Source organism: Lactococcus sp. KTH0-1S (genome assembly GCF_052544945.1).
The window spans coordinates 1,725,082-1,749,901 of record NZ_CP195165.1; the positions used below are offsets into that span (position 1 = coordinate 1,725,082).

29 protein-coding genes and 1 riboswitch are annotated in these 24,820 nt (G+C 33.8%); of the genes, 13 read left to right on the plus strand and 16 right to left on the minus strand.

Annotation, left to right across the window (positions count from 1 at the left end):
• Positions 1 to 204 precede the first annotated feature (204 nt).
• The 3 genes from ACRYLU_RS08275 to ACRYLU_RS08285 all read right to left on the minus strand — a co-directional run bounded on the left by ACRYLU_RS08275 (position 205) and on the right by ACRYLU_RS08285 (position 1,562).
• Positions 205 to 516: a hypothetical protein gene (locus tag ACRYLU_RS08275; RefSeq protein ID WP_394530059.1), complete on the minus strand. Its 312-nt coding sequence runs from the start codon at positions 514 to 516 to the stop codon at positions 205 to 207.
• A 349-nt stretch (positions 517 to 865) separates the two neighbouring features.
• Positions 866 to 1,072: a helix-turn-helix domain-containing protein gene (locus ACRYLU_RS08280; protein ID WP_038601657.1), complete on the minus strand. Its 207-nt coding sequence runs from the start codon at positions 1,070 to 1,072 to the stop codon at positions 866 to 868.
• Positions 1,073 to 1,088: 16 nt separating this feature from the next.
• Complete coding sequence (locus tag ACRYLU_RS08285) at positions 1,089 to 1,562, minus strand: DUF2975 domain-containing protein (RefSeq protein ID WP_038601659.1); 474 nt, start codon at positions 1,560 to 1,562, stop codon at positions 1,089 to 1,091.
• A gap of 444 nt (positions 1,563 to 2,006) precedes the next feature.
• Here ACRYLU_RS08285 and ACRYLU_RS08290 point away from each other — a divergent pair, with 444 nt between their 5' ends.
• Genes ACRYLU_RS08290 through ACRYLU_RS08300 form a run of 3 tightly spaced genes read left to right on the plus strand, consistent with a single transcriptional unit; the run spans position 2,007 to position 2,915 of the window.
• Positions 2,007 to 2,144, plus strand: coding sequence for a hypothetical protein (locus ACRYLU_RS08290; protein WP_230315063.1), 138 nt, complete (start codon positions 2,007 to 2,009; stop codon positions 2,142 to 2,144).
• A 17-nt stretch (positions 2,145 to 2,161) separates the two neighbouring features.
• A complete protein-coding gene (locus ACRYLU_RS08295; protein WP_235589869.1) occupies positions 2,162 to 2,356 on the plus strand; it encodes a hypothetical protein in 195 nt (64 codons plus the stop codon).
• A gap of 1 nt (position 2,357) precedes the next feature.
• A complete protein-coding gene (locus ACRYLU_RS08300; protein WP_058205126.1) occupies positions 2,358 to 2,915 on the plus strand; it encodes a hypothetical protein in 558 nt (185 codons plus the stop codon).
• 32 nt (positions 2,916 to 2,947) lie between these two features.
• Here the strand turns inward: ACRYLU_RS08300 and ACRYLU_RS08305 are convergent, their stop codons facing one another.
• On the minus strand, positions 2,948 to 3,484 hold the full coding sequence (locus tag ACRYLU_RS08305) for a YagU family protein (RefSeq protein WP_445080858.1): 537 nt from the start codon (positions 3,482 to 3,484) through the stop codon (positions 2,948 to 2,950).
• A 110-nt stretch (positions 3,485 to 3,594) separates the two neighbouring features.
• Positions 3,595 to 3,870 (minus strand): bacteriocin immunity protein, encoded by a 276-nt coding sequence (locus tag ACRYLU_RS08310; protein WP_038601661.1) that lies wholly within the window; start codon positions 3,868 to 3,870, stop codon positions 3,595 to 3,597.
• A 224-nt stretch (positions 3,871 to 4,094) separates the two neighbouring features.
• On the opposite strand from ACRYLU_RS08310, the gene ACRYLU_RS08315 reads away from it, so the two are divergent.
• From ACRYLU_RS08315 to ACRYLU_RS08340, 6 genes are all read left to right on the plus strand, one after another.
• Positions 4,095 to 4,904 (plus strand): LssY C-terminal domain-containing protein, encoded by an 810-nt coding sequence (locus ACRYLU_RS08315; protein ID WP_038601664.1) that lies wholly within the window; start codon positions 4,095 to 4,097, stop codon positions 4,902 to 4,904.
• Positions 4,905 to 4,969: 65 nt separating this feature from the next.
• The gene (locus ACRYLU_RS08320; RefSeq protein WP_003130388.1) at positions 4,970 to 5,272 is read left to right on the plus strand and encodes an ArsR/SmtB family transcription factor; all 303 of its coding nucleotides are present in this window, start codon (positions 4,970 to 4,972) and stop codon (positions 5,270 to 5,272) included.
• A 91-nt stretch (positions 5,273 to 5,363) separates the two neighbouring features.
• Entirely contained in the window at positions 5,364 to 6,539 is a 1,176-nt protein-coding gene (locus ACRYLU_RS08325; RefSeq protein ID WP_305774749.1) for an NADH-dependent flavin oxidoreductase, read from the plus strand.
• 180 nt (positions 6,540 to 6,719) lie between these two features.
• A complete protein-coding gene (locus tag ACRYLU_RS08330; RefSeq protein WP_058205130.1) occupies positions 6,720 to 7,259 on the plus strand; it encodes a YagU family protein in 540 nt (179 codons plus the stop codon).
• Between the two features lie 270 nt (positions 7,260 to 7,529).
• A complete protein-coding gene (locus ACRYLU_RS08335; protein ID WP_012898283.1) occupies positions 7,530 to 7,688 on the plus strand; it encodes a hypothetical protein in 159 nt (52 codons plus the stop codon).
• 218 nt (positions 7,689 to 7,906) lie between these two features.
• A complete protein-coding gene (locus ACRYLU_RS08340) occupies positions 7,907 to 8,548 on the plus strand; it encodes a CPBP family glutamic-type intramembrane protease (RefSeq protein WP_235589870.1) in 642 nt (213 codons plus the stop codon).
• Positions 8,549 to 8,637: 89 nt separating this feature from the next.
• Here the strand turns inward: ACRYLU_RS08340 and ACRYLU_RS08345 are convergent, their stop codons facing one another.
• From ACRYLU_RS08345 to ACRYLU_RS08395, 11 genes are all read right to left on the minus strand, one after another.
• Positions 8,638 to 9,786, minus strand: a complete 1,149-nt coding sequence (locus ACRYLU_RS08345) for an LCP family protein (RefSeq protein ID WP_058205132.1) — start codon at positions 9,784 to 9,786, stop codon at positions 8,638 to 8,640.
• A gap of 28 nt (positions 9,787 to 9,814) precedes the next feature.
• Entirely contained in the window at positions 9,815 to 10,612 is a 798-nt protein-coding gene (locus tag ACRYLU_RS08350; protein ID WP_445080859.1) for an ABC transporter ATP-binding protein, read from the minus strand.
• Between the two features lie 17 nt (positions 10,613 to 10,629).
• Positions 10,630 to 12,387 carry an ABC transporter permease subunit gene (locus ACRYLU_RS08355; protein ID WP_445080860.1) on the minus strand — a complete coding sequence of 586 codons (1,758 nt, stop codon included), beginning with the start codon at positions 12,385 to 12,387 and terminating at the stop codon, positions 10,630 to 10,632.
• A 56-nt stretch (positions 12,388 to 12,443) separates the two neighbouring features.
• Positions 12,444 to 12,613: riboswitch (M-box (ykoK) riboswitch) on the minus strand.
• Positions 12,614 to 12,731: 118 nt separating this feature from the next.
• Positions 12,732 to 13,685: a carbamate kinase gene (gene arcC, locus ACRYLU_RS08360; protein WP_445080861.1), complete on the minus strand. Its 954-nt coding sequence runs from the start codon at positions 13,683 to 13,685 to the stop codon at positions 12,732 to 12,734.
• Between the two features lie 24 nt (positions 13,686 to 13,709).
• Positions 13,710 to 14,810, minus strand: a complete 1,101-nt coding sequence (gene aguA, locus ACRYLU_RS08365) for an agmatine deiminase (protein WP_058205135.1) — start codon at positions 14,808 to 14,810, stop codon at positions 13,710 to 13,712.
• 10 nt (positions 14,811 to 14,820) lie between these two features.
• The gene (locus ACRYLU_RS08370) at positions 14,821 to 16,182 is read right to left on the minus strand and encodes an APC family permease (protein WP_017864872.1); all 1,362 of its coding nucleotides are present in this window, start codon (positions 16,180 to 16,182) and stop codon (positions 14,821 to 14,823) included.
• A 15-nt stretch (positions 16,183 to 16,197) separates the two neighbouring features.
• The gene (gene ptcA, locus ACRYLU_RS08375; protein ID WP_017864873.1) at positions 16,198 to 17,220 is read right to left on the minus strand and encodes a putrescine carbamoyltransferase; all 1,023 of its coding nucleotides are present in this window, start codon (positions 17,218 to 17,220) and stop codon (positions 16,198 to 16,200) included.
• 233 nt (positions 17,221 to 17,453) lie between these two features.
• The gene (locus tag ACRYLU_RS08380; RefSeq protein WP_445080862.1) at positions 17,454 to 18,284 is read right to left on the minus strand and encodes a LuxR C-terminal-related transcriptional regulator; all 831 of its coding nucleotides are present in this window, start codon (positions 18,282 to 18,284) and stop codon (positions 17,454 to 17,456) included.
• A gap of 328 nt (positions 18,285 to 18,612) precedes the next feature.
• Positions 18,613 to 20,016 (minus strand): LCP family protein, encoded by a 1,404-nt coding sequence (locus tag ACRYLU_RS08385; protein WP_098393317.1) that lies wholly within the window; start codon positions 20,014 to 20,016, stop codon positions 18,613 to 18,615.
• Between the two features lie 77 nt (positions 20,017 to 20,093).
• Positions 20,094 to 20,756 (minus strand): (d)CMP kinase, encoded by a 663-nt coding sequence (cmk, locus tag ACRYLU_RS08390; protein WP_445080863.1) that lies wholly within the window; start codon positions 20,754 to 20,756, stop codon positions 20,094 to 20,096.
• A gap of 82 nt (positions 20,757 to 20,838) precedes the next feature.
• A complete protein-coding gene (locus tag ACRYLU_RS08395) occupies positions 20,839 to 21,357 on the minus strand; it encodes an SAG1386/EF1546 family surface-associated protein (protein WP_445080864.1) in 519 nt (172 codons plus the stop codon).
• Positions 21,358 to 21,403: 46 nt separating this feature from the next.
• Here ACRYLU_RS08395 and ACRYLU_RS08400 point away from each other — a divergent pair, with 46 nt between their 5' ends.
• The 4 genes from ACRYLU_RS08400 to ACRYLU_RS08415 all read left to right on the plus strand — a co-directional run bounded on the left by ACRYLU_RS08400 (position 21,404) and on the right by ACRYLU_RS08415 (position 24,698).
• Entirely contained in the window at positions 21,404 to 21,607 is a 204-nt protein-coding gene (locus tag ACRYLU_RS08400; RefSeq protein ID WP_010906103.1) for a ferredoxin, read from the plus strand.
• Between the two features lie 268 nt (positions 21,608 to 21,875).
• Positions 21,876 to 22,865, plus strand: coding sequence for a PTS sugar transporter subunit IIB (locus ACRYLU_RS08405; protein WP_003130898.1), 990 nt, complete (start codon positions 21,876 to 21,878; stop codon positions 22,863 to 22,865).
• Between the two features lie 78 nt (positions 22,866 to 22,943).
• Positions 22,944 to 23,756, plus strand: coding sequence for a PTS mannose/fructose/sorbose transporter subunit IIC (locus tag ACRYLU_RS08410; protein ID WP_038601699.1), 813 nt, complete (start codon positions 22,944 to 22,946; stop codon positions 23,754 to 23,756).
• An 18-nt stretch (positions 23,757 to 23,774) separates the two neighbouring features.
• The gene (locus ACRYLU_RS08415) at positions 23,775 to 24,698 is read left to right on the plus strand and encodes a PTS system mannose/fructose/sorbose family transporter subunit IID (protein ID WP_015426887.1); all 924 of its coding nucleotides are present in this window, start codon (positions 23,775 to 23,777) and stop codon (positions 24,696 to 24,698) included.
• Positions 24,699 to 24,820: the final 122 nt, after the last annotated feature.

A 24,820-nucleotide genomic window follows, 5' to 3' on the forward strand; every position in this document is an offset into this window, starting at 1 on the left:
GATATCTAAGTTTTACTATGAACATCCAGTTTGTTCTTTAAAAGTGCTCCCTACCGTATTTCTAGCACTTCTTTTCTATACTATATTGTTCTTTTTTTAATTCAAGAGTTATTCTTCTGTCAAGCTCATAATTTACATACACTTTAAAAGTAATCAATGATACGATTAGGGTAAGAAATATGAGACAGATTATTCCACCTTTTCTCATTGTCCTATCTTACTTTCCTTTTCATTAAATTCTTTAGCATCATCTAGAGTTTTCACCAACTTTGTATCCGATAATTTAGAATTTTCATTTTGGGCATTCTCCCATTCAATTGGTACTGATTTATAAAGCAGCATAATCATATTGTATTGACGAGCACGCGCTATATGTTCAACTTTATACTTTTGTATTAACACCTCACACCGTTGTGATTCGTGGATATTAAAGACGATACTTATTACCATAAAACACATTAAAACTATTACAGTACCTTGTATTGGAGAAATTTTGATCCTTTTTTTCTTTTTCATATCATTAATTTCTTTATTTTAGATTTTCTTTCCTTTATTTTGGTCCCTATTATAGTAATAGGAGAACAAGTCTTGTGCTTCTTTACCATAATTTTAAGGTAGCAAAAAAGGACTGATGTCTTCACAAAAGACCTCATTAATTTTGTTATTTTCTCTATAAATGATTTACTCAAATTTTGGTCGATACGAGTAAATCATTTTTTTGATATCAAAATACCACTTTATTTTAGTAAAAAAAATGCTGATTGTCAATACTTTTTTATCGTTTAGCAATATATTTTTATTGTTTATCTTGGTATTTAAAGAAATAAAAAACACCTCTAGGTGTTCATATTTATTATTTTAATAATTAGTCATCTATATATTCAAGTAAATCTCCTGGTTGGCAGTCTAACACTTTACACAATCTTTCTAAAGTGGAGAAACGTACAGCCTTGGCTTTTCCGTTTTTTAATACCGAAATATTAGCCATCGTAATTCCAACCTTTTCTGACAACTCTGTCACAGACATTTGCCGTTCTACCAAAATTCTATCTATATGTACTTTAATAGCCATTAATTTCTCCCTTCTCTTATACTGTTAAATCATTTTCCGATTTTATTTCAATAATTTTTCTGAGGAGTTGTTCAATTACTGCCGTAAATGTACTTAAAATTAAAGGTGAAAAAATAAAAACTAATGAGATTGGAATAGTAACATAGACCTTTGTAATCATCGCTGCATGGTACATCATTGGAAAAATTCCCCATAAGACTACAAAAACAGCATATGTTATCATTTTTATTCTATTAATTATTTTCTGTATTTGTTTAGTAAAGATAGCATCTTTATCCATATATTTCAATATTTTATATACCTGAGAGCATGATACTAAGTTTAATAACAAAGATATGAGAAAAGAAAAATAAAATAAAACCTTTATAAATGAAATTTCAGGTTTATGGAAAATTTCCCATATTCCTATTCCAAATACAACGGACAATATCACTGTTATAAGCATAATGATTGAAACGACAATTTTTAGTGGAATTGTATTAATTTTCATGTTAAGCTCTTTTCTAATTTCTTAAACTATTGTATCATAACCTCTTTAAAATTTATATCAACATAATCAATAACTATTACACAAAACGTCCTCTAAAATACGTATATATTTTCTGAGGTTGTTTCTACTTAATCACTTATATGCTATAATTAAGCCGTAATGTCACCAAAATTGGAGTATATAAATTTATGAAAAAATTTTTTATTATCATCTTTGCTATTTTTTCTATTGGAATTTTAAGCAGTTGTAAAACTTCAAGTAAAAATAGCGTTAAAAATAATACTAATCCTCAAATATTATGAAGATGCTATTGCAGGAAACTGGTCGAATGCCAAAGTTAATTTAAACCATGATTCTCCAGATCCTGATGCCACTATAACCATCTCCACACCTAAATTTTTCTTCTTTGATATTTCCATTACTGGAGGTGCTCGAGACAAAACGATGTCGGTCAACTTTAAAGACAAAAATATCTCTGATGCTGCAATAAAAATTTCATATTACGATTTTGACACTCTTTTAGGTCTTGGATGGAGTGCCTCAGAAAATTTAAACGAAACAAAAGAAAAAATAAAAAATTAACTTTCAGAGATTTATTTATGGATTTGGAAGAAGTGACCTTAGCATATAGCATTCCCGACTCAACATTAAGTCAAGAGATTACTGTTTCTGCCTATAGAGCTACGGTTTCATCAAATCTCACTCAATTTGATGAGTGCACTATCACAATAAGAGACAGCTCGACAGATCACGAATTTAAAGCTTATTTAAGCCCCGTAGAAACCACAAATTAATATGAATTTATTTTACCTAAAACTACTTCTAATTCCTATTCTAGTTTTATCACCATTTGCCCTATTGTTAATTGAAAAATTAACTAAAAAAAAATATATTACCGCTAAAAATATCTCAGAAGACGTGATTAAGACTGATGAGATTGAATCCCTTGTTTTAGCTGTTCTTAGCTCATGGAATCAGTCAAAACTTTATCAGAACAGTCAATTTTACAGTAAAAATTTACTAAAAAAACAGGATAAACATATTGTTCATAATGATATGTATGGAAAAAAAGAATCCATTTTTGATATTCAGATTGAAGGAATAAACAACCTACACCAATTCAAGAATAAAATTACTGTGGAAATTTCCCTTAAAGCGAAATATTCTCTATCTTTTGATGAAAATGATAGCCTTATGTATCTCGTCACCTCAAGATCAATGTCCAGTTATAATGAGATGCTAAAAAATCCTCTACCTGAAAGACAAACATATCAAAAAGATGTACAAAAGTGGGAATTTGTTATTGAAGAAAATCTCTTTAAAGTGAATAAATTCTCATCAAATCTGAAATAAAAAAGACCTCTTTTAAGAAGGCTCTTTTTATTTTAGAAAAGTGAAAGAACATCTGAATAGTGAGTAGCAATCATATAAAAACTCACAGCAGCTATTGACCAAGACCAGACGATATGTCCAAAAAATTCTGAAAAGTGTTCTGAGAAGGGTTGCTCCCATGGTTGTGGTACTGTTTTAGTAATGGGCATTAACAGAATATGCCATAAAAACCAGATAATAATACCGTAAAGGGTCCCCTCACCTAAGCTTATACCACTCCATATTTGTGATAAGACAACAAAAATAAATGAAAAAACAATTGAAAAACTGAAATGAAGAATCAATGCAAACCAATACACTTTTTGGTTTTTAGAATACAAAAAGTAAGCATGAGTGATTTTTTTGGGAAAGCCAATTTGTTGCATAAGTTTTTGAGGAGGATTTGTTTCATCTCGCTCTTTTGTACGAGGAGGAAGAATAGCCTCCCAACCAATTTTTACCATTCCAGAAATTAGTCCAGAAACAATACCAATCCATAAGCAAGGCAATAAAATTCCCAAAAACCAATCCAACGATATATTTTTTACCATTTCAAACTCTCCTTATAATATATTAAATAAAAACTACTCTTATTTTATAAAAAATTTATTATAAAGTGTATTGAATTGTTTGCTCATTCAAAAGGAAAGATTTATTATCATTAAAGCGAAAGCCAACTTCCACGTTGACCTCTTTCAATAAATTGTTGCGACAACTGAAGATAAAACCTCACAACTTCACTAGATAATTCCTTTTTTCTAGCAAGAGGCGCTAGAGAATGTTGGAGATCGTTGATTACCTTCGGAGTATAATTTCCCTTTTCTAAATCATTCTTACTCTTCACTAAAACTTCACGTTCTTTGCTATTCAATGTTTTACTAAGAATTAAATCATAAAGTTCTTCTAAGATTTCTGCTTCACTCGCTTTTTTGACCATTTATTTACTCCTTTAACCTTTCAGATAGCTTATTTTATAATTTTCTGATAATATAGTCAATTCCTTCCGAATCTATTTTATTTCTAAATTTTTAATCAATACTCTCTCTAGTATTTTAGTCATTTTTAAATTAGAATAGATATATAAATAATTTTGTATCAAATAAATCTTCCATACTTTACCAAAAAATATTCATTAACCCATAAATAAGAAAGGCGATATCAATGGACCCAAAAACCAAAGTTATAAATTTCACCGCTCGCACTTTTCGTATTTTAGTAGCAGTTGTCTTTGGATATACCATTTATGATTTATTTTTCAGAGATATATTAACTCGTAAAATTCATATTTTTTTATATATTGTCACCTGGCTAATTTTATCTTATATGATTATTCCCAATATCACAAAAATCATCACAAAAATTTATCTACCGGAATACTTTATTGGAAGGTCCAGAACTTCTGATGGTGTATTAGGTGATTCGGTAAATTTATTAATTGATGGTTCAAAAGAAGATATAGAAGCCGCTTTTTTAAAAATGGGTTGGACAAAATCAGATAAAATTACTTTAAGGTCCTCTCTCAAAATTATAAAATCAAGCTTATTACATCAAAGCTATCCCACTGCACCCGTTAGCTCTCTCTTTTTATTTTCTAAAAAACAAGACCTCGCCTTTGAAAAGGAAATTTCTGGCAGTCCTAAACAAAGGCATCATATCAGATTATGGGAAACTCCACAAGATTATTACCTCCCTGGGGGAGTAAAGTCTGATTGGGTCTGTGCCGCTTCTTTAGATATTGGTATTAGATTTTCTTTATTTACAGGACAAATTACTCATCGTATTGATGAGAATATAGATGAAGAAAGAAATCTTATCGCAGATGAACTCATCGAGCATGGATTAGTTGAAGAAAGGAAGCTATATACTCATTTCACAAATCCTTATCGAAGCAGAAATGGTGGGGGAGATAAAATATCTACAGATGGTTCTTTAGTTTACTTGAAATTAAGAAAAGAACCTAACAAACGATAAGTGTTTAACTCCCCCCAAAAAATCTTTTATATTGACATATCGAATTTTTTCGATATAATAGATTTATGGAAAATGTGGAAACTTTTAAAACTCTATCAAATGAATATCGATTGAAGATTCTTACTTTACTCAAAGAACCCAAAAAACATTTCTACAACGAAACTAAAGTAGATGAGGTTGAAACAGGTGTTTGTGTAGGTGAGATTCAAAAATTACTTAACTTAACTCAGTCTACTACTTCTCATTATTTATCTATGTTAGAAAAAGACAATTTATTAATTGCTACTCGCATTGGTAAATGGACCTATTATCGTCGAAATGAGGAGATGATTTCCGATTTTAAAAATTTCATATTAGAAGAGTTATAATTAACTTTCTTTTTATTTCTTCATATCGATATTTCTCGAATTATAGTTTTAATAATCTACTTTCCAAATATAATAATAACAGGATAAAAATATGCCAAATCAATTAACTGATCATGTTACCTTACGTCATGGGGCAACTTTAAACAACCGTATTGTAATGTCTCCAATGCAAACTCATTCTGGTTTAAAAGGTGGTTTCGCTTCTGATGATACTATTCAATATTACTCTGCCCGTTCACAAGCGGCAGGTATGTTAATTACAGAATTCCATTATGTGAGTGAAAATGGTGGACCAGCATATGTGCCAGGATATCCTGAACAATTAGGAGCTTATTCTGACGCTCATCTTGAAGGACTCCGCAAAACTGCACAGGCTCTAAAAAAAGATGGAAATAAAGCTATTCTTCAAATTCATCATGCTGGGCGAGCCGCTGTAGGACGTCACGTTAATGGGTTAGATGTGGTGGCTCCTTCTGCTGTCGATTTTTCTTTCTTAGATTACCCTGTTCGTGAACTCACACTAACAGAGATTGATGATATTATTCTTGATTTTGGTAAAGCCACAAAACGGGCAATTGATGCCGGCTTTGACGGTGTTGAAATTCATGGTGCCAATCATTATTTAATTCAACAATTTTTCTCAAAACTTTCTAATCTTCGCACAGATAAATGGGGTGGTTCACTGGATAAACGAATGGCCTTTCCGCTAGCTGTTGTTAAAGAAGTCAAAGCAATCGTTGATGAATATGCTCCTAAAGACTTTATCATTGGTTACCGTATTTCTCCTGAAGAACTTCATGGAAAAAATGTTGGCTATGATTATAAAGAAGCTCTAAAACTTATCTCTGAAGTAATTAAATATGAACTTGATTATATTCATCTTTCATTATGGGCGGGATACAATTCTAAACCTGAAAATAGCAAAAAGTCTTATGCTGAACTTTTTAAAGAAATTTTAGATGATAAAACAAAACTTCTAATTGTCGGTGGTATTTTTGAGGAGGATACAGCGACTGATGCCATTGAAAACTATGCTGATTTAATTGCCGTTGCTCGTGGAACTTTGATTGATCCCAACTTTGCTAAAAAAGTTACTGAAGGAAAAGGGGACACAATTCTTCATAAGATTAGTCCAGAAACAGTTGAGTATTCTCACTTAACTCCTGGATTACTTGAAGCCTTTAGCCGTGAAGATTCTCTTGGCTTACCTCCTTTACCCGGAGGCGAATCAATCAGGACTTTGCATACAGGAAAGTACGATATATAATTATTTCCTCACAGAAATTTCTGTGGGGATTTTTAAATATCTAGTAGCAATTTTTTTATTTTTTTACTTCCTTTGTTTACAATTTTTGTAAGATAGCATCAAAAACACTGAATCCTCCGGTATTTTTGAATTACATTTAACTTTTTGTTAGAATAGAGGACATAAGAAAGGAGTATTATTATGTTCTCATTAAGCAAACCAATTGCTTCTCTAAAAGAGATTATTCTCAAAAGCATTTGGTTCGGATTTATTTCAGGTATGATTTCTGGAATGGTTAAAATTGGTTGGGAAGCAATTCTTCCGCCACGAACTATTGCTCGTAATTTAACCAACCCTCCACAACATATGATGGAACAGTTTGGTGTGCCATCTTCTCTCACCCACTCATACATTTTATATTCTCAAGATCAAAAAGTATTTTGGTTCTCTTTGATTCTTCACTTTAGTTTTTCAATTTTCTTTGCTGCATTATTTATTTTTATAGCGCAATACTGGAAAGCTATCACTTTATGGCAAGGGGCTGCTTATGGTATTGTAATATGGATTATCTGGCATATTATCTTAATGCCAGCTATGGGAACAGTTCCTGCTCCTTGGAACCAACCTTTCGACGAACACTTTTCTGAGTTCTTTGGACATATTGTTTGGGCCTGGTCCATTGCAGCGTGCGCCTACTATTTAATAGCTAAAGATAAAAAAGGGCACTTAGAAAATATTTAATATAGTAGAAGGATTATTCCTTCTTTTTTATTTTTTTCAGTTCTTTTTCGGAAAAATATTACCCTGTTTATCTCTAAGAGGATTGGATTAACAGATATTTTATCAAAATATCATAAACCTGATTTTAAATTTCAATCTAAGGGCAAATACTTTATTACCTATTAATTTTCTCGTATATTGCAAATACTTTGTTTTTGTGTTAAACTGAACTTGGAATTTCGTTGTGATTGTTATAGTCCCTTTCGTTAAAAAAAGAAAGGAGAATGTATTATGATGACATACACTAACAAAAATAAATTTTTTGAGTATAGTATTCAACTTGATACTTCAAAAAATGTGTTTCAAGCTTTTTTGGCTAACAAACCTCAAATTTTTGGTATTGGTAATACAATTGAAGAAGCAACACACAATTTAGAAAAAATAGTATAGGAGAATAAGTCAATGGATGAACATCCCTCACCGTAAAAGTATCTACTTTAGGATATAGAGTAGGTGCTTTTTTTGTTGTCAGATTTTTTCAAATACACTTTTAAGCTACCTATTTTTATCCATTGTTTATATTCCTTAAAAAATTTTTATTCATGTTATACTTATTTAAATAGCTTTATTAGGCTTGTCAATCTATCTAAATTTTGGAGGTTTCTCTTTTGAAAAAACTTTTTACCGTACCTATGAGCAAATCAGCAGTTCCTCTATCACTGATTTTACTATTAGCTGGGTTTTTAGCATTATCTTTTGGGCTCCCAATTATTGCTCCTTTTTCCTTAGCTATTGCTGGATTTATCAGCCTTTACATTCTTTTTGGGAAAAAGGGAATTTCTTACACTTTTTCTAAACCTCAAAAAATAGTGAGTTCTTATTTTGCTGGACTTATAGGTGCTTATATTTTTGCTGGAGTTGGCATTATAATTACTAAAATACTGTTAGGAAGTTCTCCAAATTCTAATTCAGTAGCAGATGGAATGACTATTTTTGGACTTCTTAAGACAATTCCTATGCTTTTAGGGGAAGAGTTAATTACTATAATTTTACTTATAATTATCGCAAACTTATTAGGTGGAACACGAAAAGCCATAATTGTTGCAGTTATCATATCTACTTTAATATTCGGATTTCTACATTTACCTACTTACGACTGGAATTTTGCCCAAGTTATTTTTATTATTGCAGCCGCGAGAATTCCCTTTACCCTTGCCTCTTTAAGGAGCGACTCCTTGTATACAGGTTTACTTGTTCATATTACCTATGATTGGATTATTTTTATCCTTGTAATCCTATCACATCACTAATTTATTCTGAGATTGCCCCCTTCTAATTGTAAATATTTTATTAAGTAATTAAGATAAATAGCTCCTACGATAGGGGCTATTTATCTTAATTACTTAATAAAACCATTTGAAGTCTTAATATTAGGCAGAGGACCAGTAGTTGTATTACCACTTGTCCCAATATATGTATTTCCATTCATTGAAGTATCTTCTTGGGCTTCAGCTTCTGGATTCTGGACAGTATAGTCACTTTGATAAAGATAGTCACCATTTGTATGGAAGGAATATCCATTGTTATCAGTCCCATTTTTACGATCTAATTCGAGAGAGACTCTTAATTTATGACTGACAAATTTGATACTATCTTTATAGAGTTCTACCATACTTCTTCCTTGGTTACTGAAAGTTCTCCAATCAAAAGTTAATTGTTGTTTAGAGTATTTACTAAAAGCTAAAGCGTTAGAAATAAGCTCTTTAATATCTTTTGGTGTGATATCAGTTTGAATATTATCATCTAAAGAATCAATAATAGAATATAAATTAGTGAAAGAAGTCATTGATTTTAACTTTTCCTCAACTGCTGAAATTACCTTTTGTTGCCTGAAACCTCTCATAATATCTGTATCTACATGTCTTTCTCTAGCATATGAAAGAGCCTTGGCACCATCTAAGTGTTGCTTACCTGAATTAAACTTTATAGACTCATTACCACTTTCATCAGTACCCATAAATGACTTTTCAACATCAATATCAATTCCACCTATAGCATCAATAAGCTTAATAAATGAATTGAAGTTAAAAACACAATAATGATCAATAGGAATATTAAAAGTTTTTTCTACTGTATTAACTGAAGCCGAAGGTCCTCCATAAGTATAGGCAGCTTCTATCCGTTGCATACCTTTATATGATTTTGAATCAATTTGAACAAAACTATCGCGAGGGATACTACAAAAAGTTGTCGTTTTTGTTTTTTTATTAATTGTAATAATCATCATCGCATCCGTTCGCGTCGTTCCCAAATTCCTCTCTTGAGTATTATCTAAACCCATGATCAAAAATGACTCTGTATCCTTATGTTTCTCAGATTTATAGTTGTTATCAACTTTATGATAACCTTTGTCTAATATATTATTTAAGCGATGATTGGCCATCGCGATATACCCAAATACTCCAACTCCTATTATTATTACTAGAGATATGAGAAATCCGGCTATTTTTTTTATTTTATTATTTCTTTTTCTCCTATGTGGAATCATATTAATTTTTCTTCCTTTCTTTTAACTACTAAAAATTTTTATTAACATTAAGTTCTGTCATGACTACCATCTCATTAGTAATTTCTTCAACAATACTTGAGATACTACTTATAGTTCTATGATTTCTTGGGATATCAATGTTGTAAACTTTCGCAATCCTCCCTGGATTTGAATCTAACAATATAATCCTATCAGACATTTGCACTGCTTGTTCTATATCGTGCGTAATCATTACAATTGATTTTGTGACAATTTGTTGACTTAACCACATACTAATAAGTTGATCTGACAGCTGTTTGGATGTTACAACATCTAAAGCAGAAAAAGGTTCATCAAGTAATAATAATGTAGGTTCTGCGGCTAAAGCTCTAGCAAATCCAACTCTTTGTTTCATTCCGCCAGAAATTTCTCTTGGATATGATTTTTCATTACCCTCTAGACCAATCATTTTTATTAGTTTTTTTACTCTATCGTTAATTTCATTTTTAGATATTTTCAAATTATTATCTATGCCAAATGAAACATTTTTATGAACATTTAACCATGGAAATAGAGCAAAATTCTGAAAAACCATACTAATATTTGGATCCGGTTCTTTAATCTTTTTTCCTTCAAAGATGATTTCTCCATGACTTGGATGAACAAGACCAGCTAAACTTCTCAATAATGTCGATTTCCCTGCTCCTGATTGTCCAATAAGACTTACAAATTCTCCTTCCTTTACGGTAAAGTTTATGTCTTTCAGAACTTGTATATATTTCTTTGATCTTTCTACTCCATAATCTTTGCAGAGTGAAGTTACTTTTATTAAATTTTTCTTTTCCATTCTTATTTCCTCCCTTTTTAATAATGGAATTTTTCTCTAGCATATTTGTAAAGTGGTTGCCAAACGAATATAATACACAATCCTACTACAGCACACATCGCCAAAGTACCAAGTGCTGATTTATCTTTAATTCCATCATTCACAGCAATATATTGCCCTAAGCCAGTAACATTTATTGTTTCTTTACCCCACTGTAGGCTTTCCGCTGATATATCTGCATTCCATGCTGCTCCCGCAGCATTTATGATAGCTGTTATCAAGTACGGAAACATTGATGGAATGAGATAGCGAGTCCACCACTTAAACTTGGATAATGGAAAAATTTTTGTGACTTCTTTTATATCATCTGGTATTGCTAAATACCCAGCAATAACATTGAAAAAGTAATACCATTGACAACCAACCATGATTAGCGGCAAAATCCACCACTCAAGTTGCTTATACCCTAAACTAATAAAAATTACTATGAATGGAGTATATACGTTTGAAGGAATCGATCCAACAACTTGTCCAATTGGTTGGATAAATCTTAAACGTCTTTTGTTACTTGCAACCCAAACCCCAAGAGGTGTAAAAATCGCTGCTGCTATAAGCATTGCTAATACTACCCTCAATGTAGTTAAAAGCATTAAGTGAGGGATTATTGAAAAATCTTCATGAGGTAAGAATCTATAAAGTTTAATAGCAGAGATAACAACCGCATACCCTAAAAGGATATACCAAATGATTGAAATATATTTCTTAACTTTTCCTAGATATTTAAAAATAAGATTTATCCTAAGAATATACCAAACTCTAGGTAACTTAAAAATCCAGAAATCTTTTATTTTTTGAATCCATTTCATTAATATTTTTCCAAAATTAGATGCTTTTACTAAATTGTATACAATTGATTTTGGAGGATTACCTTGAGTTGTTCCTTCATCATAACGATAATAATAAGTAGCTTTAACCAAAGGTTGAAAAACTAAGAAATTTAGTATGACGACATTAATAATTAAAGCAATAACAGCGAAACCACAAGCTTTAAAGTCTGCTCGATCTAATGCAACTTGAATATAAGAGCCAATTCCTGGCAAAATTAAAGTTTCAGACTTAGGGATTGCGACGGTAACCTGTTCACTTGCAACAATAGCAAACCATGCTGCTGACTGAGATATGACAAGATTCCATAGTAGGCCTGGAATTGAATATACAAATTCAAGACGCCAAAATTTTTCCCAAGCACTGTATCGAAATTGCGATGTTACTTCTTTCAAATCTTTGGGAACTACTTCCATTATTTGGTAAAGTGACAACATGATGTTCCATGCTTGCCCAGTAAACACTGCAAAAATGGCAAGCGCTTCTGCTCCCATTACATTACCTGGATATAATCCAAGTAAAAATGCAGTAGTGAATGTCATGAAACCTAATAAAGGAACTGATTCTAAGAAATTGACCATCGGCAAAATAATTCTTCTTGCAGTTTTAAACTTTACTGCCAATACACCACAAATAACAGAGAATAAAATTGACCACATCATTCCTACAATCATGCGAAACATTGTTCGCATTGAAAAATACGCAAGGTTTCCAATAGATAAAAAATCGTGCATTTTCTTGACATCATCCACTGAACTTTGAGATGGTAACGATGAAAGGGGTTGGTTAATAGTTATTTGTGTCACAATAAGAATAAATGCAAACAAACAAATAATACCAATTAAAATAAAATCACCCATAATAGATTTTACTTTTGGTTGTTTTGTATCAAGATATTTTCTTCTTGACATAAAAAGCCTCCTTTTCATATAAAGGGAGGCTCTCAAAATCAATAGATTATTAGTCTATTTAATCACGACATTTGAGTTTTAGCTTTCTGAGACGTAAGAAATGATATTTCTAGTTATCTTGGAAAAGCCTTGATTCGACTAGTCCTGCTTTACCCATTATTGTCTCTCGACAGTTCTGAGCGATAACCTATGTTCTTCAGAGTAACCTCACCTAATATGATTAGTTTTTATTTACTACAAAAAAAGTATAGCACTAGCTATACTTTTTGTCAAATTAAAAGGGATGCCCTACTAAAATTCTTTTTATTTCAAATTTGAAATAAATTATTTTGAAAAATATTTTTTTAAAATAAATCAGGGACAATCCGTGTTCCTGCTCCAGTTTTGACAAAGTTTTTCACATTTTCAAGCGAAGTAATCGTGGCTTGGTTGCCAGTATTTTCGACAAAAGCAACAGCTGCTGCCACTTTTGGTTTCATAGAACCTGCCGCAAAATAACCTTCTTCTAGATATTGACGCATTTCCTTAACTGGTACAATTCCTAGAGCTTTTTGATTGGGTTTACCAAAATTTAAAAAGACATCACCGACAGAGGTAAAAATAACTAGTTCATCAGCATCAACAAGTTCTGCTAATTTTGCTGCGGAAAAATCTTTATCAATTACTGCTTCAACTCCTTGATACCCCTTATTTTTTTCAATAACAGGAATTCCTCCGCCACCAGATACTGTAACCAAAGCTGATGATTCTAACAATGGTTTAATTGCGTTAGCCTCAACAATTTTGAGAGGTAAAGGTGAAGGAACTACTCTTCGGTAACCTCGTCCAGAATCCTCAATCAATTTCCAATCAGGATATTGAGTCTGAATATTTTTAGCCTCTTCTTGGCTATAAAAAGGTCCAATAGGTTTTGTCGGATTTTTAAAAGCCTCATCATTAGCATCAACTACTGTTCTTGTCACTACAGAAACAAATGGAACATCAGACATTCCATTATTAGCAAGAGCTTCTGTAAAAGCTTGTGCCATCCAATAACCGATTTCCCCTTGAGTCATAGCAACAGCTGTATCAAGTGGCATTGCCGGATTTTTAACTGAATTACTTTCAAGTTGTTGCAAAAGTAAATTACCAACTTGCGGTCCATTTCCATGAGTGACAACCATTTCAACATCATTGTCTTTTATTAAAGGCATTAATTGATCGGCAGTCTTATTAAGTGCCGTAGATTGTGCTTGCGCTGTAGGGTCGCTAGTTAAAATAGCATTCCCCCCTAGAGCAACTACAATACGTTTTGCCATTTTCTGTTAAATCCTCTCTACTCCTTATTTGGCTTTAGGTTGTTGTTGAGTAATACAATGGATATTTCCTCCACCATAAACTACTTCAACAGTGTTCACGCCAACTATTTCCCGGTCTGGAAACATCTCTTGAACTTGTTTTAATGCCAGAGCATCATTTTCATCACCGTATTGTGGTACGATAACTCCTTTGTTTGTAATCAAGAAATTCATATATGAAGCTATACAAATATCTCCGTCTTCACGTGGCATTGTTCCTTCAACTGTATCAATTCTAAATTGTTTTTTAATCGTTACATTTTTAGCTGGACAAGTCAATTTATGAACTTTGAGTTGACGTCCTTTAGCATCTGTCATTTGGTTCAAGCGTTTATAGGCATCTTGTGCTGCTTCATAAAATGGTGACTTCTCATCCTCAGTATAAATGCATGCAACTTCCCCTGGCGCTACGAAGCAAGCAACATCATCCACGTGACCATTTGTTTCTTCCGGGTCAATTCCATCCCCAAGCCAAAGAATTTTTTCAGCATTCAAATGTTCTTTAAGTTTATTTTCAATGTCCTCTTTGCTCATGTGAGGATTACGTCCTTCAGATAAAAGGCACATTTCAGTAGTCAAAACTGTTCCTTGACCGTCAACATGGAATGAACCTCCTTCAAGAACAAAATCATCTGTCCGATAAGAGTCAACACGTTCTAATTCACAAACTTTTTGTGCCACTAGATCATCTTGATCCCAAGGAAAATATAGACCATCAACAAGTCCACCCCAAGCGTTAAAAGTCCAGTCATTTGCTCGAAGTTCGCCCTTATCATTAATTACAAAACTTGGCCCACAGTCACGAACCCACGAGTCGTTATTAGAAACTTCAAGCACACGCACGTCAGCGGGTAATTGATATCGAGCATTTTGATATTGGGCTTGTGAAACTAACATTGTTACTGGTGTAAATCTACTAATTGCTTTAGCAACATTAGTAAAGGCAATCTGAACAGGTTTTGCTCCATCACGCCAGTTATCTGGACGTTCGGGCCAGATCATAAAAATTTGATCTTGAGCTTCAAATTCACCAGGCATCCGAAAACCATCTTCTTTTGGTGTTGTACCAATAATACGTTTTGCCATTTTTTCTCTCCTATTTTTTTATTTTTTTAAATTTAATAATTAATTCACCAATCACAATAAAAATAATTGCGCCAATTGTAATCGGTAATTGTTCTGTCAATGACGCCTTATCATATTGCAAAGGTATGGCTGTAAAAATTAATGATATGATAATAATAATCATTGGTAAGGCCATATATACTTTCAAGATTCCGTCACTGCCACTCACTTTAAATGGACGTGGAGTCTCAGGGTCAATCTTGCGCAATTTATAAAAGGCAGGGAAGACCGGAATATAACTCAATAAAAATAGAACTAAATTTAATGAGAAGAATGACCAGAACAAATCTTGATTGGGTAATAATGGAGCAATCACAACAATAAATGTCGCTACAATCCCATTCATCAAAGCTGCACCCCAAGAAATTCCATTAGAAGCACGTCTTTTTGAGAAGAATTTAGGCATGTCGCCATTATCAGCAGCATAACTAGCAATATTATTAACCCCTTGTGACCAAGAAACCATATTACCCACTAAAGTCAGCATAAACAAGAAAGCGATTAAACTAATGAACCAACCTGTCGGTGTACCCAGCATCACTTGGAAACTATCTACCAATCCCGAACTTGTCGATAATTTATCGGTTGGAATAGCAACACCGATCCCAAAGGCCGAAAACATATAAATCGCTGCAATTACGATCCCACCAATGATGATTGATTGTGGGATTTGTTTCTTAGGATTTTCCATACTGTCAGCAAAAGTACAAATGACTTCAAACCCCAGTAAGTTAAAAATGATTACTGAGATAAATGATAGACTATGCAAATCAAAACTTGGAAGTAATGATGCTAAAGTATAATGATTTGCTACTCCCTTAGTCAAAGCTGAATAAACTCCTAAGCCTCCTAATGCTAATGCTAAGAATACCTTAATTACTGCGCCGCCATTTAAAATCCAAACGCTATCACTTACTGGATATAAACTAATCAAAACAATAACCCAGATGAAAATTAATTCAATTAATAGTGAAATACCTGTATTTAATTGAAAGCCAAACATTGTATGCAATAAATCAGGACAAAGTACAGCAAGTGAAGCCATCCATAATGGGAAGTTTACCCAATAAAACCATGAAGCACGCGCTCCCCAACGATGACCAAAGGCTTTTGTAATCCAATCATACAGCCCACCCTCACCAGTATAAGTTGTTCCAAGTTCAGATGTAATTAGACCATAAGGTAAGAGAAAAGCAACGATGAGAACAATCCACCAAAAGAACTGCGAGTTACCAATAGCAGCAACCGGTGCTGCTGCTTCGGCAACAAAAACAACACAAATGACAGAAAGAATAGCACTAAACAGACTAAATTTTTTCTTTCCATTTTCCATAAATGATACACTTTCTTATTTGGCTAAGTAAGCCTCTAACTCAGCCTTAGCTTTGGCTTGTGCTTTCAAATCATAAGGATTTTTTTCAGCATAATCGGACATCAACCAAACAAGGAGGGCACGAATTGAAGTCAAGCGATTTTCGGCTTCGTCAAAACAAATTGAGTTTGGACCATCAATAACCGCATCAACAACTTCTTCACCTCTTGAAGCTGGTAGACAATGCATAAATTTTGTATGTGCTCCTGCTTTTGCCATCATCTCAGGTGTCACTTGATATTTAGGGAAGAAAATCGCTAGACGTTCTTCTTCTGATAGTTCTGCATCATACAAACCGTACCAAACATCTGTATAAAGGAAATCTGCACCGACAATTGATTCTTCATCGTCTGTTACTTCATAAGTACCACCAGAAACCTCACAATTTGCAGCTAATTTTGCTTGATGTTCTTCATTAAGTTGGTAGCCTTTAGGGCCAAAATGAACAAAGTGCATTCCCATTTTAGTTGCGATTAAACCTAATGAGAAACAAACTTGAGTCGCATCACCGACAAAGACAACTTTACAATCTTCTAATTTTTTACCAGCTGGTAAATGTTCAATCATTGTAGTCAAATCACCGACTTCTTGTGTTGGATGATTATAGTCTGACATCCCATTAAGAACTGGAATGGTTGTATGTTTTGCAAGGTTATTAACTGATTCATGACGATCAACACGCGCCATGATGATATCAAGCAATCTAGAAAGAACTGTGCTTGTATCTTCTATTGTTTCATGACCACCGAGTTGAATTTGACCAGGTGCTAAATATTCTGCATGTCCTCCTAATTGAGTCATAGCTGTTTCAAAGGAAACACGAGTACGAGTTGATGTTTGTTGGAAAATCATTCCTAGTGATTTGTTTTTAAGAAGTGGTGGATAGTAGCCATTTTTAATTGCCGCTTTGATTTTTAAGCCCAATGTTACAATATCAAGAATTTCTTCTTTAGTGTACTCTTCTGTTGTGATGAAATCACGTTTGTTTGTTGTTACCATTTCTTTATTCCTCCTGAATAAAATAGTTATTTGACTTCCCTCTTGGGAACGGTTTCAGTATATCAAGAGCAAAAATATAAAACAATCAACTCTAGGATTTAATCTTTTATAAAAGCCGAAAACCCTTTGATAGCAAAGGGTTAAGTAAAAAGGTTTAGTAAGGTTTAGAACTATTTTAACCGCTTTCTTAATCAAAATAAAAATAAACTCCATTAAAAAATGGAGTTTTAGGATTATTGAGTAAGCTCTGATTTTTCAAACGCTTCCCAGACTTCGCAAACTTCTGAACGTTTTTCAACTTGGAGTTTTATAAAAATATTGTGAGTGTGGGTTTTGACCGTTCCTAGAGAAAGATATAATTGATTGGCTATTTCTTGATTGTGTTTACGTTGAAGGAGAAGTTCAAGAATTTCTCCTTCCCGTTGAGTGATTCCATATTTATCCATAAATCTTTCAAAGTAATATTCATCTTCTTCAAAATTACTTACAGAATCATTAGTCTCATTTTTTTCATTTCTAATATCAATGACAGCTACTTCTTCGCTGCCTTTTTGATAATTGGTTAGAAAATATTTAATGGCAATAAGGCAAAGTGAGATATGAAAAATGTCTTCTGAAACATTTCTATTATGGATTTTAAGCATATTTGTATAATAAATATCTCTAAAGTAAATAATAAAAGTATCTTCTACTAATATAGCTAATCCAAAAATTATTGCTAGGCTTCCAATTAATTTTACATATTTTCCTAAACTGCTTTTAGGAATCATTTTTCGATTAAGGATTAATAAATAAATTCCAAGATAGACCGTTAGTAATTGGCTTGGAAAATAATAGAGCCAGACCTTTAGCGCTGAATTTGCCATAAAGGGAACAACAATAAGCCATAAAGCAAAAACAACATAAATACCATATTGATAAGTTTTTATTTTTTCTTCAAATAATTCGGTCACTAATTTTAAGGCAATACCAAAAGTTGCCAAATAATAAATGGTTTCAATGATTGGATTAACCATAAATTGCCGATTATAGTCATTTGCAAATATTTGAAAGGTTTCGGACATGGTCACTATTAAACCGGTTAAAATAAGAAACAAAAAATAAAGACTTACCAATAAATAATTCTTTTTTCGCTCTTTTAGATACAAGCTTAGAGAAAGTGACATCACGACTGTGTATAAAATTGTCAAAAAAGTAGTATAAATATAATTAAACATCATTGGATTAGACCTACTTATCTTATTATGATACTCATATCATATCATAAAAATACAAATTTCTAATTTATTTATAAGCCATTAATCAATAACTAAAGAAAAAAATTGTCATCATTTTTTTCATATGAATATTTAAAATTAAAAATCACTAACAAAACTGTTAGTAATTTTTAATTTATTGACCAAGAAGTTCTTGGGCTTTCGCTTTGTATTTTGTCATATCAATTGAAAGTCCTAGACCTCCATACATATCATAGGCATTCTCCCAGTCATTGTTAGCTGGAATTGTTGTTGATTTTATACCATTTTTCATATCCAAAAGAGCTGTAATTCCTTTAGTTAAGAAAAATGAATTTGGAATATTCGTCATTGTAACTGCTCTTGTTGTTCCCAACGCACTTGAAGCAGTAAACAATGAGAGGGGATTTTTCATTTTAGACATTACTGTTTCTAAAACTTGTTGTTGACGTTTTACTCGTCCATAATCTCCCTCATCATCATGACGGAATCGGGCATAATTCAAGAGCATTCGTCCATCCATTTTTTGAGTCCCCGGTTTAATCATCATAAATGTACCACCACCATCAGGATAACCTAAAGCGGCTGCTTCTTCAGCTGTCAAGTCTTTGTCACTTGAAACTTTTCCTTCTGTTGCAGCTAAATCATCGGGAACAGGTACGGCAGAAAGATTCTCACCATTCACAGTCGAAAATTTTGCATCAATTTTTAGGCCAGTTGGGAACAAAGAATCAATAATCGTTGCAAAACTTGAAAAATCGACGACTGCATAATATTGACAATTAATGCCAAAGTTATTTTTCAGTGTCTCACTCATCAAATTCACACCCTGTTTATTGTATTGTTCTCCAATTGTAAAGGCAGAATTTATTTTTGAGTCTGGAGTATTACTTGAGCCGACATCAGGAATATTGACAAGGGTATCACGCATAAAGCTCACGATTTGTGTCTGATGATTCTTACCATTGACATGTAAAACCATAATAGTATCGGTATGAGCAACACCTGATGATTGCCATGGTCTTTGGTCTGCTCCTAACAAAAGAATATTTACAGAACCGTCCGAATTTTTTAAACTTGTGAACTTTTCTTGTTTAGCGACGCTTCCCTCATGTTTAACGCCCCTTTGATATCCATAAACAAAGAAACCAATCATGACTGCAATAATCACAACAATAATTGTTAATATTGTTCTTAACCAGTGACGTTTTTTCTTCTTGCCAGATTTAGCTTTTTTAGAAGATTTGCTTTCTTTTTTTGATGGTTTATTTCTGTTGTTTTTTTGATTTGAAAAACTTTCTCGCGTATTTCTTCGACTAGCATTTCTACCATTAGAAGAGGAAGTATTTTTTTGAAAGCTTTCTGGTTCATAATCGGAATATTCATATTCTGGCTCGACGTATTCTTCAAATTCCTCGAATTCTTCGGGTTCAGATTGATTTCCAGCTTTTTTTAGTTCATTGAGTAAGTCATAGTACTCTTGACGCTCTCGGATTGTGAGATAATTGATGTTATGTCTCAAATATTCTAAGCGTTTATACTTTTTTTCATTCATTGTCATATTATTATATCAAAGTTTGATAATTCCTGCAAAATCTTACCAATCTTTAGACTATCTAATAATTAAAAAGAACTCATTTACATGAGTTCTCTAGCTTTATCTTCAATAAATTGAACAATTTCATTAATTGTTTTTCCAGTACTATCAAGCAATATCGCATCTTCTGCTTGTTTCAAAGGAGAAATTGCTCGTGTGCTATCTTTTCGGTCTCTTTCCGAAATTTCAATTTTCAAACGCTCAAGATTGGTTGGAATTCCCTTAGACAGATTTTCTTTATAACGTCGTTCAGCCCGTTCATCAACTGAAGCAACGAGGAAAATTTTTAAATCTGCCTTCGGTAAAACAACTGTTCCAATATCACGTCCATCCATGATAATTCCACCATTTTTAGCAATTCTTTGTTGTTCTGCAACCATGAATTCACGAATTTCGGTCATAGCTGAGATTTTAGAAACAGTATTTGTAACTTCATTTGTTCTAATCACTTCTGTAACATTCTCTGAGCCCATTAAAACTTCTTGACCTTTTTGACCATTCATAAAAGAAATTGGATTTTTTTCAATAAATTCAATGATTTCTTTTGCATCATCTGTTTCCTTTTGCAAGGCAACAAACGTAGCTACTCGATACATAGCGCCCGTATCCAAATAAATTAAGTCAAGATTTCGTGCAATAATTTTAGCAACAGTTGATTTTCCACTTGACGCTGGACCGTCAATTGCAATTTGAATCTTTTTCATAGAATCTCTTTATTTACCTTATTTCCTATTTTAGTTCAATTTTTACTGACAGAATTATGTAAAAAAGTCTATCAGTGATTTTTTATTTTAATTTTAAAACTTGTCCAGCATGTATAGCTGATCCATCAGCATTATATCCATCCTCTGTAATTCCATTCAAACTAGCAATCGTTGCCCAAGGAATTCCTGTCTTAGCTGCAATCGTACTTGGATAATCTCCGGTAGCAATTGTATAAGTTGTTCCAGACTCAACGCTACTGCTAGATGATGAGGCAACTGTGCTGCTGCTACTAGCAGGTGGAGTCGCTTCTGTTGAGGAAGAGGCCGTGGCTTGACTGGTTGATTCTTCGGTTTTAGCTACTGATGAAGATTGGTGAAAACTTTTTGCGATACTAGCTGTATTTCGTACTTGATTATTCCATAAAATAAAACCAATAGCTAGCCCAACAAGAATAAACATGAGGATAACGAGAAAAGTCAAAAAACGCGTCGTTAACGGACGTTTACTTTCATCTCTACCTCTATCATGTCTTTTCATTTCAGTCGATTCTTCTTTCATCGCACGATAAATTTCATTATTCCAGGGTTCTTTTGTTGACACGACCTTTTCCTTTCAATTTTACTATTTTTTTATTATCATTTCCTATATGAAGATAAAAATAATTCCCGATAAATGTATCGCATGTGGTTTATGTAATCTCCATGCGCCAGAAGTTTTTGATTATCACGATAATGGAATCGTCAAATTTTATGATACGGAGGAAGTTCAAAAAGAATTTTCCGATGATAATTCACTTCTTTTAGCTATAAAATCCTGTCCTACAGGAGCACTTAAAATCGAGAGAGATTAGTGTATTATTTTATCAACTACTATTCTACCATAAGTTTTTCGATTCCTGTTACTTTTCAAAAAGATTTATCTTACTTTGATAATCTTTTTTTATTTACGACCCAAAAAACGCTTTATAAAGCTATCTATACAAATTATTTATAAAGGGTTTCCATTCCTTAAAAAACAAGTGTAATATTTTTATGAAAACATTTGCAAATATTGATTTGAAGTAGTATAATAACTAAGTAATAATTTTTATTATAATCTTATATAGGAGGTTACTCACATTGAGTATCGGAATTGTTATTGCGAGCCATGGTGAATTCGCCGCAGGCATCAAACAATCTGGTTCTATGATTTTCGGAGAGCAAGAAAAAGTACAAGTTGTTACTTTTATGCCTAGCGAAGGACCAACTGATTTGCATGCTAAAATCGAAGCTGCCATCGCAACATTTGATGCTGAAGATGAAGTACTTGTCCTTGCTGACTTATGGAGCGGTTCTCCATTTAATCAAGCAAGTGCAGTGATGGGTGAAAATCCAGAGCGCAAGATTGCTATCATCACAGGCCTCAACCTGCCTATGCTTATCCAAGCCTACACAGAACGCATGATGGATGCGTCTGCCGGGGTGGATAAAGTCGTAGCAAATATTATGAAAGAAGCCAAAGGCGGTATTAAAGTACTTCCTGAAGAACTTCAACCTGCTGAAGAAACTGCTGTTGCAGCTGCTCCAGCTGCTGTTCAAGGTGCGATTCCTGAAGGAACAGTCATCGGTGATGGTAAAATTAAAATTAACCTCGCTCGTATTGACTCACGTTTGCTTCACGGACAAGTTGCAACTGCTTGGACTCCAGACTCAAGAGCAAACCGCATCATCGTCGTTTCTGACACCGTTTCTAAAGATGAACTTCGTAAGAAACTCATTGAACAAGCGGCTCCAACTGGTGTAAAAGCTAACGTTATACCAATTAAGAAAATGATTGAAGTTGCTAAAGACCCACGTTTTGGTGACACTAAAGCCCTTCTTCTTTTCGAAACTCCACAAGACGCTCTTGCAACAATCGAAGGTGGCGTACCAATTGAAACATTGAACGTTGGTTCTATGGCTCACTCAACTGGTAAAACAATGCTCAACAAAGTTCTTTCTATGGACAAAGATGACGTTGCTACTTTTGAAAAATTGCGTGACCTCGGAGTTAAATTCGACGTACGTAAAGTTCCAGCTGACTCTAAATCTGACCTCTTTGGTTTGATTAACAAAGCTGACGTACAATAATCAGAATATGCTCGTCTGATATTCTGATTACTAAAATTGAATATTAGGCAGCCAAATAATTAAGGAGATATAAAAAACATGGAATACGGTGTTTTATCTGTAATCTTGGTCATTGTTGTTGCCTTCCTTGCTGGTCTTGAAGGTATCCTTGACCAATGGCAATTCCACCAACCAATTATCGCCTGCTCGCTCATCGGTATCGTTACCGGTCATGCTTCTGCAGGGATTATCCTCGGTGGTTCACTTCAATTGATCGCTCTTGGTTGGGCTAACGTTGGTGCCGCTGTCGCACCCGATGCTGCCCTTGCCTCTATCGCATCATCTATCTTGATGGTTCAATCAAATAACTTTGATTTGACTCACATCATGGGTACTATCGTTCCTGCTGCTATCTTGCTTGCAACTGCTGGTCTTGTATTGACTACTCTTGTACGTATGCTTTCAGTTGTGCTCGTTCACCAAGCTGACCGTGCTGCTGAAAAAGGTTCATACTCAGGTGTTGAAATGTGGCACTTCATCGCGCTTATCTGTCAAGGTTTGCGTATTGCTATCCCTGCTGGACTTCTTTTGGTTATCTCACCAGATGCTATCCAAAAAGCACTTGCTGCTATTCCTCCAGTTATCTCTGGCGGTCTTGCTGTCGGTGGTGGGATGGTTGTTGCCGTTGGTTATGCAATGGTTATCAACCTTATGGCTACTCGTGAAGTATGGCCATTCTTCTTCCTTGGTTTCGCTCTCGCACCAATCTCTGAATTAACATTGATTGCAACTGGTGTCCTCGGTGTTGTTATTGCTATCGTTTACCTTAACCTCCAAGCTTCTGGTGGTTCTGGAAATGGTACTGCATCTTCATCAGGTGACCCAATTGGCGACATCTTGAACGACTACTAAGAAAGGAGGATCTAAAAAATGTCTGAAAATAAAGTAACTCTTGATAAGAAAATCCGTCGTAGCGTTATGTGGCGTTCAATGTTCCTCCAAGGTTCTTGGAACTACGAACGTATGCAAAATGGTGGTTGGGCTTACTCGCTCATCCCAGCATTGAAAAAACTCTACCCTTCTGGCGAAGAAGCTAAAGAAGCTTTGAAACGTCACTTGGAATTCTTTAATACTCACCCATACGTTGCCGCTCCTATCATCGGGGTAACTCTTGCCCTTGAAGAAGAACGTGCTAACGGTGCTGATATCGATGATGCCGCTATTCAAGGGGTTAAAGTTGGTATGATGGGTCCTCTTGCCGGTATCGGTGACCCTGTCTTCTGGTTTACAGTACGTCCTATCGTTGGTGCAATTGCAGCTTCATTGGCTACTGGTGGATCAATTATCGCTCCACTCTTCTTCTTCATCGTGTGGAACGCTATCCGTATCGCTTTCTTGTGGTACACTCAAGAATTTGGTTATAAATCAGGTTCTGCAATCACTAAAGACCTTGGTGGAGGACTTCTCCAAACTGTTACTAAAGGTGCATCTATCCTTGGTATGTTCGTCCTTGGTGTATTGATTCAACGTTGGGTAACAATTAACTTTAATGGTCCTAACGCCGTTGTTTCAAAAATTCCTTTACAAAAAGGTGCTTACGTAGAATTCCCTAAAGGTTCTGTATCTGGTACACAACTTCATGATATTCTTGGTCAAGTAGGTAACAAACTTTCTCTTGATCCTACAAAAGTAACTTACCTTCAAGATAACTTGAATCAATTGATTCCTGGTCTTGCTGGTTTGCTTATCACATTCCTTTGCATGTGGTTGCTTAAGAAAAAAGTTTCTCCAATCGTTATTATCTTTGGTCTCTTCGTCGTGGGTATCCTCGGTCGTTGGGCTCAAATCATGTAATCGATTTGGTATAAAAAAATCAATCTTTGGATTGGTTTTTTTATTTTATTTTTCTCTAACAAATTGAAGTATTTAAGGCAAGTAAAGCGTTTTTATGGTATAATGGTTTTTAGATTATTAAT

What these genes read in the sequence shown, in the direction of transcription:
- ACRYLU_RS08320 (WP_003130388.1), top strand. Translation starts at nt 4,970, where the DNA reads ATGGAAAATGTGGAAACTTTTAAAACTCTATCAAATGAATATCGATTG.
- ACRYLU_RS08330 (WP_058205130.1), top strand. Translation starts at nt 6,720, where the DNA reads ATGTTCTCATTAAGCAAACCAATTGCTTCTCTAAAAGAGATTATTCTC.
- ACRYLU_RS08410 (WP_038601699.1), top strand. Translation starts at nt 22,944, where the DNA reads ATGGAATACGGTGTTTTATCTGTAATCTTGGTCATTGTTGTTGCCTTC.
- ACRYLU_RS08315 (WP_038601664.1), top strand. Translation starts at nt 4,095, where the DNA reads ATGGACCCAAAAACCAAAGTTATAAATTTCACCGCTCGCACTTTTCGT.
- ACRYLU_RS08385 (WP_098393317.1), bottom strand. Translation starts at nt 20,016, where the DNA reads ATGACAATGAATGAAAAAAAGTATAAACGCTTAGAATATTTGAGACAT.
- aguA (WP_058205135.1), bottom strand. Translation starts at nt 14,810, where the DNA reads ATGGCAAAACGTATTATTGGTACAACACCAAAAGAAGATGGTTTTCGG.
- ACRYLU_RS08275 (WP_394530059.1), bottom strand. Translation starts at nt 516, where the DNA reads ATGAAAAAGAAAAAAAGGATCAAAATTTCTCCAATACAAGGTACTGTA.
- ACRYLU_RS08280 (WP_038601657.1), bottom strand. Translation starts at nt 1,072, where the DNA reads ATGGCTATTAAAGTACATATAGATAGAATTTTGGTAGAACGGCAAATG.
- ACRYLU_RS08380 (WP_445080862.1), bottom strand. Translation starts at nt 18,284, where the DNA reads ATGTCCGAAACCTTTCAAATATTTGCAAATGACTATAATCGGCAATTT.
- ACRYLU_RS08415 (WP_015426887.1), top strand. Translation starts at nt 23,775, where the DNA reads ATGTCTGAAAATAAAGTAACTCTTGATAAGAAAATCCGTCGTAGCGTT.
- ACRYLU_RS08310 (WP_038601661.1), bottom strand. Translation starts at nt 3,870, where the DNA reads ATGGTCAAAAAAGCGAGTGAAGCAGAAATCTTAGAAGAACTTTATGAT.
- ACRYLU_RS08335 (WP_012898283.1), top strand. Translation starts at nt 7,530, where the DNA reads ATGATGACATACACTAACAAAAATAAATTTTTTGAGTATAGTATTCAA.
- cmk (WP_445080863.1), bottom strand. Translation starts at nt 20,756, where the DNA reads ATGAAAAAGATTCAAATTGCAATTGACGGTCCAGCGTCAAGTGGAAAA.
- ACRYLU_RS08300 (WP_058205126.1), top strand. Translation starts at nt 2,358, where the DNA reads ATGAATTTATTTTACCTAAAACTACTTCTAATTCCTATTCTAGTTTTA.
- ACRYLU_RS08325 (WP_305774749.1), top strand. Translation starts at nt 5,364, where the DNA reads ATGCCAAATCAATTAACTGATCATGTTACCTTACGTCATGGGGCAACT.
- ACRYLU_RS08305 (WP_445080858.1), bottom strand. Translation starts at nt 3,484, where the DNA reads ATGGTAAAAAATATATCGTTGGATTGGTTTTTGGGAATTTTATTGCCT.
- ACRYLU_RS08290 (WP_230315063.1), top strand. Translation starts at nt 2,007, where the DNA reads ATGTCGGTCAACTTTAAAGACAAAAATATCTCTGATGCTGCAATAAAA.
- ACRYLU_RS08370 (WP_017864872.1), bottom strand. Translation starts at nt 16,182, where the DNA reads ATGGAAAATGGAAAGAAAAAATTTAGTCTGTTTAGTGCTATTCTTTCT.
- ACRYLU_RS08295 (WP_235589869.1), top strand. Translation starts at nt 2,162, where the DNA reads ATGGATTTGGAAGAAGTGACCTTAGCATATAGCATTCCCGACTCAACA.
- arcC (WP_445080861.1), bottom strand. Translation starts at nt 13,685, where the DNA reads ATGGCAAAACGTATTGTAGTTGCTCTAGGGGGGAATGCTATTTTAACT.
- ACRYLU_RS08350 (WP_445080859.1), bottom strand. Translation starts at nt 10,612, where the DNA reads ATGGAAAAGAAAAATTTAATAAAAGTAACTTCACTCTGCAAAGATTAT.
- ACRYLU_RS08355 (WP_445080860.1), bottom strand. Translation starts at nt 12,387, where the DNA reads ATGTCAAGAAGAAAATATCTTGATACAAAACAACCAAAAGTAAAATCT.
- ACRYLU_RS08345 (WP_058205132.1), bottom strand. Translation starts at nt 9,786, where the DNA reads ATGATTCCACATAGGAGAAAAAGAAATAATAAAATAAAAAAAATAGCC.
- ACRYLU_RS08400 (WP_010906103.1), top strand. Translation starts at nt 21,404, where the DNA reads ATGAAGATAAAAATAATTCCCGATAAATGTATCGCATGTGGTTTATGT.
- ACRYLU_RS08285 (WP_038601659.1), bottom strand. Translation starts at nt 1,562, where the DNA reads ATGAAAATTAATACAATTCCACTAAAAATTGTCGTTTCAATCATTATG.
- ptcA (WP_017864873.1), bottom strand. Translation starts at nt 17,220, where the DNA reads ATGGTAACAACAAACAAACGTGATTTCATCACAACAGAAGAGTACACT.